The organism is Microvirga splendida (assembly GCF_016427565.1).
GTDB lineage: Bacteria > Pseudomonadota > Alphaproteobacteria > Rhizobiales > Beijerinckiaceae > Microvirga > Microvirga splendida.
On sequence record NZ_JAELXT010000011.1, the window covers coordinates 136,853 to 144,833 of the forward strand.

Consider the following 7,981-nt stretch of genomic DNA (forward strand, 5'->3'; position numbering starts at 1 on the left):
ATGCTTAAGCGCGTTGCGGCTTGCGCGAGCGAGCCCGGTTGGACTGCGGGGACCGGTGCTCTTCTGGGCGTTGCGCCGGTTGGCTTCTTGTTTCCGGGTTGATCCCATCGACCGTGACCTCAGTAAACTCGGCGTCCTCAATCTCCGGCTCTGCATCGTGTAAAGTAGAATTCCGGTACCACTCGAGGTCCCGGATTGCCGCATCGCGCAGAGCCTCAGCGCGGGTCCGCTGGCGGACATTCTGTTCCAGGGAGGCAGCGTGCTTCTGATAGGCAGCAAGAAGTGTCGTCCGTGCTGCGATGCGATCTGCCTCAGATGGCGTTGTCAGCCTGCTACGGCGCGGTGCTGGGCCCTGGCCTTCCGGTAGCCCTGCGGGTTGGCTGGTAGACGTTAACATGGCTGTCGCGGTTTGGCGCGCTCCGTCCTGTTTAGGACCCGCCAACAGGCACGCCTCGATCATCCGGCAACGTTGAATTTTCCAGATCTCATCGATGATGGTTTGAACGAGCGAAGTCTCGATGGCATCGCATGGACGGGTATCAGCAGTGATCGCTTGGTGAAGCGCCCGATAAGCCTTGTGATCCTCGCCCCGGGCGAGCGTCAAGCCTGCTGCAGATGCCGCAGATCTCCGCCGAGGCTTGGTACGCAAACGGGTGCGGGTCATCGGGGAGGCTCTCGTGCTGTACGATCTGCTGTCAGTACGATCCAACAGGTTCAATGAATGAAGCGCGGTTTCTCCCTGCCTTACGGGCCCGAACGCGTCGGGCCGCGCGGTAATGCTCCAGCTCCTGGAGAACCGATCGGCGTCGGGCTTCCAAGATCGCGATCGTGCGCCCGATCCGATCAAGCTCGGAGCTGTGTTGAATAAAGGACTGAGCTATATCACTCGGACCCGCTGGACGAGCTTGTGAGACTGGACCCTGAGAATCCGTGGCAAGATACTCTTCTACTATTTTGGCAAATTGTGCCCTGATCTCTGGCGTGTTCGACCGGTGGTCCAGCCCTCGCTCTCGAGCCCAGCTATAGAGTTTGATGCCGGCAAATCCCTCCGCCATTTGCCTTTGGATTGTATCGTTAGTGCGGTCTGCATCACGCGCCTGCGCCTCAAGAAGTCCGGCCTCAACCTGTCTTAGGCGCTCGATCTCTAAAGTCAGATCGACGATGTCCTTGGCCCAGAATGCCTCAATTGAATTCTTTGGCTGCAAGGTTGCAAGCATATCGGCGAGACGCTGCCTGTATGAGTGCTCGTCATCCCCAGCGACAGTGGGAAACGGCTCGAAGAGCTTGCGGGCCGCGGCGGGAAGAGAGGGCGGCAAGACGAGGGAGTTGCGCTTTGAGCTCATAGGCCACCTCGGAACTAAGGCTTAAGTCTTGTTCAGGCGGGGAAACGCACAAGTTCAATCTTTGTTCTCACCGTGAGGTGACAGATTTTGTCACCGATAGATGAGCGTGTGCGCCCCGGCATGCTCAAGCAAACTCGCGAGCGCTCCGTCAAATGTCTTGCATACAGTCTCGAAACGGGACGTCCGTGCCACTTGATGCTGCCGCCGCGCTACTTTGATGCAGCGTGGAACGGCCCCGCGATCAGCAAAGTTAATGACACTGCTGCCCGTCAGGGGCCCTAGAATCGCCGAGTTGCTCAAGGAGTTACCCATGCCCACCGTTATTGCCATTGAAGCCAAGCCCGTAGAATTTGAGGGAATAGACAGCGGCTTTCTCCACCTATACCTCGTCAAGACGGTTACAGATGAACAGGGGCGTGTTGTCTCGGAGAAAGTTATTCGGGGCAACGAGCCAGGTTCGGCCGGTGGCCTTGAGACCCTTGCTGATGTGAACCTATCCACCTCGCCCGATCGGAGAGGCTCGGACACCCGTGAGGAGAGGCATCGTGAAGTCCTCGATCTCGGCATCAGAGATGCCAACGACGTCTGGAAGATCATGGTGCAGCATGCTAACAACATCGAGAACGCAGATCTCAACTACAGCGTTGATATCTTCGAGAAAATTTCCGGAGGCGACGTCAACAGCAATTCCGTCGTCGCATCTGTGCTACATGCCGCCGGCCTGAGTTGGACGGCAAGTCTTCCGGACGATATCAGCAGGTCCGATGTACCTCTCTATGGCCAACTCCCGTACATGAGGGTCAATGATACCCTTACAGGGACGGTTAACAGCGACCGTATCCTTAGTGGCGTCGGAAACGACACGATCAACGGCCGTTTGGGCAACGACACGCTCTCCGGTGAAAGCGGCAATGATCGTATTTACGGCAGTTCGGGTAACGATAACTTGCATGGTGGCGCGGGCGACGACCGGCTCTACGGCGGCTGGGGGACGGACCTGTTTCGCGGCGGAGGCGGGCAGGATGCCTTCGTCTTCTATTCGGCGCCGAAGGACACAAACATTGACACAATCCGGGATTTCTCCGTCGCTGACGACACAATCTGGCTCGACAACAACGTGTTCACGGCTCTCGGATCGGCAGGCCGCCTAAAGGGTACTGCATTCTGGATTGGCCTTGAGGCGCACGACGCAACCGACCGTGTTATCTACGACAGCGACAATGGCCTTCTGTACTACGATCAGGACGGCACCGGCTCGACCGAGCAGGTCATCATGGCAAAGCTCTCCACAGGTCTAAAATTGACCAACGCAGACGTTCTCGTTGTCTAGGATCGATCTGATGAGACTCTGACACCAAAACCGAAGCCGCAGTGATCACGATAGACGCGACGCTATCTCGACGGTTGTGAGACATGCTCACCGGATGCGATACCAATCGCTCCGGTGCAGTTTCATGGAATTTCGGTACGGGCGCCTTCCTTTGCTGCTGTTCTCCCTGCTCAACATGGACCATCTTAGGACCGGACGGCGATTTGCGGCTGGTTTGATCGGCACAAGCAAGGCTTCTCGGTTTTTGATCACGGAATGAACCCGTCCGTGCGAAATCGGAGGTTGAGGTTCAATAGTTCAATCCGTCTGCCGAGGTGGAAACTCCTCATAAGTCCATCGACGTACCGGTCGCATCCCCGTGAGGCGCGAGGAAACAGCCTCCGAACCAAGCACAGGGCAACGTCCAGTTGTATGGGTTAACCTGAATTCCGGTCGGCGGCTTTGAAGTGCAATAGTGGCGCCAGCTTTTCTTCCATCGGCCTGCCAAGGGTTCGCGCAAACGTTGCCGTCATATGGTGGCTGTCTCGGTAGACGAGGACGTCGCCAATGATGACCGGACAATGTTTGGCATCGCAGAAATAGTCTGAAAAGTCTAGGATTGGGATCTTGAGCTGCTCGGCTGCGAAATAGAGATTATTCCGCTTCAACACTTTCTCACGTGAAGGCACACATTTGGCCTTCCAATCGTGATGGCCGGCAATGCATTTGCCGACGTCAAATGACGGACGGGGAATGGATCGAACGTGCCGAACATCCAACCCCATGTCGACCAGCTGCTTCCAAGTTGCCGCCAGCACCTCAGGGGTGACTTTGCCCTCACCCGGCGAGTGGGAGATGAGAACCACATCGGGGCGCTCGCGTGACAGCCAGTCGATGACGTTCTTGGACCACTGCGCGCATTCTGTATACGGGCGCTTCAACTCAGCATCGTAGACGGGTTCCACGGAAAAGATGCATGCGGACTTTGCCAGGCCACGGAAGTAGATGGGCTGCGCGCGTGCAAGTTCCTCGAAAGCCGGAAACCAGTGGGTGGCATGGGAATTGCCCACCATGACGATCTTGGCATCGCTTCGCGGATCTCCGTAGTCGCATGTCAGGACTTCGGTTGCCTGCACCGTCTGGTGGCACTTGGCCGCATAGGCCGAGGAAACATCGGCTCTCACCTTCTCGAGCCTCGGCACAACCTTTGTGGGATCCTCGCTCCTCCAGTCGTACTGGGGATCTTTCATGGCTGCCGCGCCTCGCGGGGCCGCCGCAATCGCGGTCGGCATCGGATCATTCAGGTCGCGCATCAGATAGGCTGTACCGGCAAGAGTGGTCAGAGCAATGCTGCCGATGCCAAGCATGAGGGTGCGTCTCAGCGCAAATCTTGCGGTCCGAAACGGGTCTTCGACGAGTGTTTTGCTCACGTGAGCGAGGATGAGGGCGGCCAGCAGCAGCAGGGCACCGGAGCGCGGCCCGATGGCTCGCCCGCTGATCTCGACATAGGCGACGATGATCGGCCAGTGCCAGAGGTAGAGCGAATAGGATACATCGCCGAGATACTGGAACACCCGCGTATTCAGGATTCGGGCGGCCGACCATGGCGATTGTACGCCGCTCGAGACAATCACCGCCGCCGCCCCGAGGGTGGGCAGCAGCGCCGCATAGCCGGGAAAGCTCGTCTGGTCGCTGTAGGCCCAGCAGCCCCCCCCGATTGCGAAAAGCCCCATCAGCCCCAGCCCGGCGCGCACCTGCCGGGCGTAGCCCGTCCCGACCACCTTGCCCCTCACGTGAAGCACCGCCAGCGCGCCCCCGAGCGCCAGCTCCCAGGCGCGGGTGGTTGTGGCAAAGTAGGCCACCCCCGGGTTCTGCGGCGTCAGCAGGATCGAGTAGACGAGCGAGCCGATGCCGATTAGGCCGATGAAGCCTAGAAAGACCGCCCGTGGGCTCACACCCGCCCGGCGCGCCAGGTGCACCACGGGCAGAAGCACGAGCGGCCAGACGATGTAGTACTGCTCCTCGACCGAGAGCGACCAGAAGTGGTTCATCGGCCCCTTGGAGTCATCGGCCAGATAGTCGACCGCCTGGGCGGCCAGGAACCAGTTCTGAACGTACAGGGCGCTCGCGACGATACTGCTGGCGATGTCCGCCCACTGGGCGCGGGCAAACAGCGGGATGGCGAGCGCCACCGTCAGGCTGACCAGGGTGGCGGCCGGCAGCAGGCGGCGGACGCGGCGGGCATAGAAGGCAGGGATGTCGATCCCCCCGGTCCGCTCAAACTCCTTGAACAGGGAGCCGGTGATCAGGTAGCCGGAGATGACAAAGAACACATCGACCCCGACATAGCCACCGGGCAAGATGTTCGGCCAGATATGGTAGATCAGAACAGCCAGCACCGCCACGGCGCGAAGGCCCTGGATCTCTGGTACAAGGTGATGCCGGAAGAGGATCATATCTTAACTTTATAACTTGAGTATCCGAGGCTCATACCCAGAACCCGGGCTCATTGGCAAGCGTGAGCGCAGACTGGTTTTATGTGGCGATAATCCCGTGGGCCCACGGTAGACCTGGCTGAGACTGCCAGACTTCGCTCTTCCTGCCTCTGGCACTCGACCTTTTGACGGGAGCCTACTTATCTGGATTGCTTGGGAAGCCAGCAGCCCTCCTGAGGACTGCCCAAGCCCTCCCTATCAGGCCTTGAGAAATTTTGTTACAGAGGTTGCGTTCGGGAGCCTGCGCGACTAACGCATTGTTTTAGCAATCGCATATAGACGAATATGATACGGTACGCTCTCAGATCCGCATTTTCCCTCATTCCTCAGCCCGTTCGGCAGTGGTTGAAGCTCCTGCTGTCTGACCGGGCAACGAAAGCCATTGCCCAGCGTATCACCGCTCCCTCTCCTGCAACATCGAAGCCGATCAAGGCTGCCAAGCCGCCCAAGGTGGAGGCGGCCGAGCAAACAGCGCGAGTTGACATCTCGAGGCAGCTTTTTGATGCGGCTTGGTATACCACCTTCTATCCTGAAGCCCCCCAGGACCCTGATGAGGCGTATCGATTCTACCTTGAGACCGGGATGAGGGACGGACATCATCCGAATTCGGCTTTTGAAAACCTCCGCTATCCCGATCGTGCGCATGTTCCCCAGGGGCATCTCTACCGCGTCACCGCCTCCCCTCTCCTCTGCCGTGTGCCGCCCACGAGATACCTGGCCCCCTACCAAATCAAAATCAGGCTCCACAAACTCTACAATACCTTCGACGATTATCGCCGGCGGGCTATGATCATGCCCGATACGATCGGTCCAGAGCTGTGGGAAAGCGATCTGCGGGTTGTCGCCTACATGGACAACAGCAAGAGGAAGCTCGCGTCCGATTATGCGGCGCTTTCACAGGACACGCTCATCTCTGTCATCATGACCACGCATGACTGCACGGCTGCAATTGCCGATGCGGTGGTTTCGGTGCTCCTGCAGTCCTACGAGAACTGGGAACTGGTCGTTGTCGACGATGCGAGCGCCAATCCCGACACGGAGAGCGCCATCAGGCAGTTCGGCGACAGCCGGATCAAGTATGTCCCTGTAGCCACTCCGGTGGGGGTCGGAGGCGCTCGCAACTTAGGTGTCGAACACGCATCCGGTACGATCATTGCATATCTCGACGACACCGCTCAGTGGGATCCCGACTTCCTCCTCATTCTCTTCAATCAACTCCGGTCACAGAGCGCACGGATCGCCTACGGCGCCCATGTGTTGTGGGACAGCTTCGATGCCGATGCCCGTCTAGGAAGGGCCTTCAAGGGCATCAGATTTGCCCCTTTTAGTCGTCCACGTCTGGAAAACAGGGACGACATCGCCCCTGTTGCACTTTTGCATGACCGTGAGCTCTTGCGCGAGATTGGAGGATTCGATCCGTCCCTGACACACCATGTCGGATGGGACATCATCCTCCGGATGACCGAGATCGCGCAACCGCTCGCCATTCCCTGCCTCCTCGGCCATTCCTTCCAGGGCAAAGCAGGCAGCGAACATGTGACTGATGAAGCTTCGATCTCGGCACTCAAATTGGTCCACGCGAAACTCGTCCAGCGATCGGAATGGTCGCAGGCGTTTACGACAACTGACGGGCGCGATCAGCTGGCCTTCTCCCTTTCCCGTTCGGCACGGGCTCGGCGTCAGCCGAAACTGAACCAGCTGCCCGTCGAGCCGGTTCAAATCGTCATTCCGAATTACGAGTCGGCCAGCGAACTCGAGATGTGCCTGAGATCGATCGCGGAGCAGACATCTGTCCCCTATCAGGTTCTCATCGTCGACAATGGCTCCTCCGAGGAAACCTATGCCCGCCTGGAGGATCTGCCCGGGCTCTTCGAGAATGTGCGTCTCATCAAAGAGGACCGGAATTCCGGTTTCAGCTTTGCCGTGAACCGTGGTCTGGCCGAGGTCATGGACGGTGACGACAAGATCCTGATCCTCAACAACGACACCCTTGCCACGCCCGGCTGGCTTGATGAATTACGTTATGTTCTCTTCAAGCATGACGATGTGGGCATGGCCGTTCCGCGGCAGGTTCTCCCCGCCGGCAACAGGATCACCAGGGTTCACGTGCCAGGGGCCGTGGATGCCTTCGAGTGCGACATCAATCTGTCAATCCATCACAACAACATCCTCGATCTGGAGTTTGACCGGGAGGACGGGTTGATCGAACTCACCTACGCCCCCCTGTTCTGCGGCCTTTTGCGGCCGGAGACGATCAGGGCTGCCGGAGGCTTGGATAGCGGCAATGCCCCGCACTACCGCTCCGACTGGATTCTGTGCGACTTCATCCGCCGCCATCTCCAGCAGCGGATCGTCTATACGCCGCACAGCAAAGTATATCACCTTCAGGGCGTTGCAACGGAGAGGCGAAAGTCTTCTGACGAGTCCTTCTTGGGGCAGAGCGTTAACGTCCAGTCCGCTTCGCGCTCGTCACAGCGGCGGATCGAGGCAGCTGGAGAATGACAGGATCATCGATGCCATTGCAATCCCCTGAGCTTCGGACGATTGTACATCTTGTTCAGGATGTGTCGAAGATCGGGGGCATTCCCGGCCGTGTGCGCAACACCATCGCCGCAGCCCAGGGCCGCCCCATCCGCCACGTCTGCCTCACGGCCAAGCGCGATCCCGCCTTCCCGCACGCCCCCGACACCCTCGTGGCCGAGGACAACGAGGCTGAGGTGCTCGCTTTTCTGAACACCTGCCATGCCACCGACACCATGGTTATCACCCCCAACTCGGTGATCCGCGCCTTCTCGCCCGCCGTCCAGGAGCAGCTCACCCGCCTGCCCCTCATC

At 58.9% G+C, this 7,981-nt stretch carries 6 protein-coding genes; 3 read left to right on the top strand and 3 right to left on the bottom strand.

Translation table 11 applies throughout. From position 1 onward, the window contains the following. Window positions 1-4: 4 nt before the first annotated feature. Both JAO75_RS12920 and JAO75_RS12925 read right to left on the bottom strand, forming a co-directional pair. A complete protein-coding gene (locus JAO75_RS12920; protein WP_199049550.1) occupies window positions 5-664 on the bottom strand; it encodes a hypothetical protein in 660 nt (219 codons plus the stop codon). A gap of 31 nt (window positions 665-695) precedes the next feature. Continuing rightward, entirely contained in the window at window positions 696-1,343 is a 648-nt protein-coding gene (locus JAO75_RS12925) for a nucleoside triphosphate pyrophosphohydrolase family protein (RefSeq protein WP_199049551.1), read from the bottom strand. A gap of 310 nt (window positions 1,344-1,653) precedes the next feature. Between JAO75_RS12925 and JAO75_RS12930 the strand changes: the two genes are divergently transcribed. Next, entirely contained in the window at window positions 1,654-2,673 is a 1,020-nt protein-coding gene (locus JAO75_RS12930; RefSeq protein ID WP_199049552.1) for a calcium-binding protein, read from the top strand. Window positions 2,674-3,089: 416 nt separating this feature from the next. On the opposite strand, the gene JAO75_RS12935 is transcribed toward JAO75_RS12930, so the two are convergent. Further along, window positions 3,090-5,108: an acyltransferase family protein gene (locus JAO75_RS12935; RefSeq protein ID WP_199049553.1), complete on the bottom strand. Its 2,019-nt coding sequence runs from the start codon at window positions 5,106-5,108 to the stop codon at window positions 3,090-3,092. 384 nt (window positions 5,109-5,492) lie between these two features. Here JAO75_RS12935 and JAO75_RS12940 point away from each other — a divergent pair, with 384 nt between their 5' ends. Continuing rightward, window positions 5,493-7,649 (top strand): glycosyltransferase family 2 protein, encoded by a 2,157-nt coding sequence (locus JAO75_RS12940; RefSeq protein ID WP_199049554.1) that lies wholly within the window; start codon window positions 5,493-5,495, stop codon window positions 7,647-7,649. A gap of 11 nt (window positions 7,650-7,660) precedes the next feature. Beyond that, window positions 7,661-7,981 (top strand): hypothetical protein (locus tag JAO75_RS12945; protein ID WP_199049555.1); only part of this gene is annotated, 321 nt, incomplete at its 3' end.

What these genes read in the sequence shown, in the direction of transcription:
- JAO75_RS12920 (WP_199049550.1), bottom strand. Translation starts at nt 664, where the DNA reads ATGACCCGCACCCGTTTGCGTACCAAGCCTCGGCGGAGATCTGCGGCA.
- JAO75_RS12925 (WP_199049551.1), bottom strand. Translation starts at nt 1,343, where the DNA reads ATGAGCTCAAAGCGCAACTCCCTCGTCTTGCCGCCCTCTCTTCCCGCC.
- JAO75_RS12930 (WP_199049552.1), top strand. Translation starts at nt 1,654, where the DNA reads ATGCCCACCGTTATTGCCATTGAAGCCAAGCCCGTAGAATTTGAGGGA.
- JAO75_RS12935 (WP_199049553.1), bottom strand. Translation starts at nt 5,108, where the DNA reads ATGATCCTCTTCCGGCATCACCTTGTACCAGAGATCCAGGGCCTTCGC.